Below are 2,758 nucleotides of genomic sequence, written 5' to 3' on the forward strand. Positions count from 1 at the left end.
GCGTTTACACTTGGGTGTGATGACCCTCTCAAGGTAGCCTACCTTTTTACAGGATTTATGGCTGAGTCTGCACGCTCGTCCCTTTCTAAGTCAACAAAAATTGAACAATGTCAATCAATGTCTAGCTTTCAACGAGCGGTATTGTTCAGCATTAAGCATGGTCTTGAGCTTGGCAATTGACAAGGGACTCTGAAACCCGGACAATTATCCATTATCCCCTATCCCAAATCTATCATGTCCTGTAGCCCCCAAGAAATCGCCGCAGAAGGCATTAAAGCCCAAGAATACGCCGAAATTGTCCAACGGTTAGGCCGTCACCCCAATAAAGCGGAGTTGGGGATGTTTGGGGTGATGTGGAGTGAACATTGTTGTTATAAGAATTCTCGGCCCCTGCTGAAACAGTTTCCTACGACAGGTAAGTATGTGCTGGTGGGGCCGGGGGAAAATGCCGGGGTGGTTGATGTGGGGGATGGCCTGCGGTTAGCGTTTAAGATTGAATCCCATAACCATCCCTCGGCCATTGAACCGTTTCAAGGGGCTGCAACGGGGGTTGGGGGCATTTTACGGGATATTTTCACGATGGGGGCCCGGCCTATTGCGGTGTTAAATTCTCTGCGGTTTGGGACGCTGGATAATGCCCGCACGCGACGCATTTTTCATGGGGTGGTGGAAGGAATAAGCAACTATGGGAATTGTGTCGGTGTGCCGACGGTGGGGGGTGAGGTGTATTTCGATCGCGCTTACTCCGGCAACCCCCTCGTTAATGCCATGGCTCTTGGTCTAATGGAAACTGAAGAAATTGTCAAGTCTGGGGCTTCCGGCGAAGGAAATCCCGTGTTATATGTGGGATCAACCACGGGGCGGGATGGCTTGGGAGGGGCGAGTTTTGCCAGTGCTGAGTTGACCGATGAATCAGAGCGCGATCGCCCGGCAGTACAAGTGGGCGATCCATTTTTAGAAAAATCCCTCATAGAAGCCTGTCTAGAAGCCTTCAAAACCGGGGCAGTGGTAGCCGCACAGGATATGGGGGCCGCCGGAATCACCTGTTCAACCTCAGAAATGGCCGCCAATGGAGGCGTAGGAATAGAACTGGACTTAGATAAAATTCCCGTGCGAGAAAGCGGCATGATCCCCTACGAATACCTCCTCTCGGAGTCCCAAGAACGGATGCTCTTTGTGGCCGCAAAAGGACGAGAACAGGAACTCATCGACATCTTCAAACGTTGGGAACTAGAGGCCGTGGTTGCCGGAAAAGTAATCACCGAACCCCTCGTCCGCATCTTCCACCAAGGGGAAATCGCCGCCGAAATCCCCGCCACCGCCCTCGCAGACAATACCCCCATCTACCCACGAGAAACGCCCTCAGAGCCGCCAGAATACGCACAGAAGGCGTGGGAATGGAGCGTTGGTAGTCTCCCCCCCTGCACCAAGGACGGTATCCTCATACAAGGAAATCAGCGCAACTGGAGCGATATTGTATTACAACTCCTCGATAGTCCCTCCCTGGCATCTAAGCAATGGGTTTATCGGCAATACGACCATCAAGTACAAAATAACACCGTTATTTTACCAGGGGGTGCAGATGCAGCCGTCATTCGCTTACGGCCTCAAGAGGGCAGTCACACCACCCAGAGAGGCGTCGCTGCCACCACAGACTGTAATAGTCGTTATGTTTATCTGAACCCCTACGAAGGGGCCAAAGCTGCCGTTGCGGAAGCAGCCCGCAATTTAAGCTGCGTGGGTGCTGAACCCTTGGCTATTACCAATAATCTTAACTTTGGCAGTCCAGAAAAACCCGTGGGCTATTGGCAACTGGCCAACGCTTGTGCGGGGATAGCGGCGGCCTGTGAGGCATTAGAAACTCCCGTCACGGGGGGGAATGTGTCTCTGTACAATGAAACCTTAGATGCTGAAGGGACTCCCCAGGCCATTTATCCCACTCCGGTTATCGGTATGGTGGGGAAAGTGGAGGATGTGACGCAGGTTTGTGGCCAAGGGTGGCAAAATGAGGGGGATTTAATTTATTTATTAGGGGAAAATCGCGCAACTTTGGGCGGTTCGGAATATTTAGCGGTGGTGCATGATGTAGTGGCCGGGAAACCGCCTGTGGTGGATTTTAATTTAGAACGCAGCGTACAAATGGCTTGTCGGGGGGGAATTCAACAAGGATGGGTAAATTCAGCCCATGACTGTGCCGAAGGGGGTTTAGCAGTTGCGTTGGCGGAATGTTGTCTTGGAGGACAACGAGGGGCTAAGATACAGTTAGAGAATGGCGAGTTACGCTGGGATGAGGCGTTATTTGGGGAAGCAGCGAGTCGTATTCTGGTGTCGATTTCTCCTGCAAAACAAGGGGAATGGGAAGCCTATTTACAAGAGCAGTTGGGGGAAAATTGGACAAAATTGGGACAAGTTCAAGGGGAGATGTTAGAAATTGTAACGGGGGAGGAGTCTCCGGTTTTAGTGGCTACAATGAAGGCATTGGTTGAGCCGTGGGAGGGTGCGATTCTTCGCCGTTTATCTGGGTCGTGAACTCCCCTAACTAACCGCAGGGGGTTCACTCAATACTATCATTGACGACACGCATCAGGAGGTTATGTTGACATGGCAGACTCTACAACACCGCTCGTTAAAAGCTAGACATTGATTGACATTGTTCAATTTTTGTTGACTTAGAAAGGGACGAGCGTGCAGACTCAGCCATAAATCCTGTAAAAAGGTAGGCTACCTTGAGAGGGTCATCACACCCAAGTGTAAACGC

The 2,758-nt window shown here is 51.4% G+C and carries 2 protein-coding genes; both read left to right on the forward strand.

Annotated features, from left to right (window positions below; translation table 11 throughout):
- On the forward strand, positions 1-180 hold a 180-nt coding region (locus PN462_RS12835), incomplete at its 5' end, for a hypothetical protein (RefSeq protein ID WP_272128664.1).
- Between the two features lie 54 nt (positions 181-234).
- Positions 235-2,529, forward strand: coding sequence for a phosphoribosylformylglycinamidine synthase subunit PurL (gene purL / locus PN462_RS12840; RefSeq protein WP_272128665.1), 2,295 nt, complete (start codon positions 235-237; stop codon positions 2,527-2,529).
- Positions 2,530-2,758 lie beyond the last annotated feature (229 nt).

Source organism: Spirulina sp. CS-785/01 (genome assembly GCF_028330525.1).
GTDB lineage: Bacteria > Cyanobacteriota > Cyanobacteriia > Cyanobacteriales > Spirulinaceae > JAQMSD01.

Bases quoted from the DNA above. Each gene is read 5' to 3' on its own strand.
- purL (WP_272128665.1), top strand. From the start codon at position 235: ATGTCCTGTAGCCCCCAAGAAATCGCCGCAGAAGGCATTAAAGCCCAA.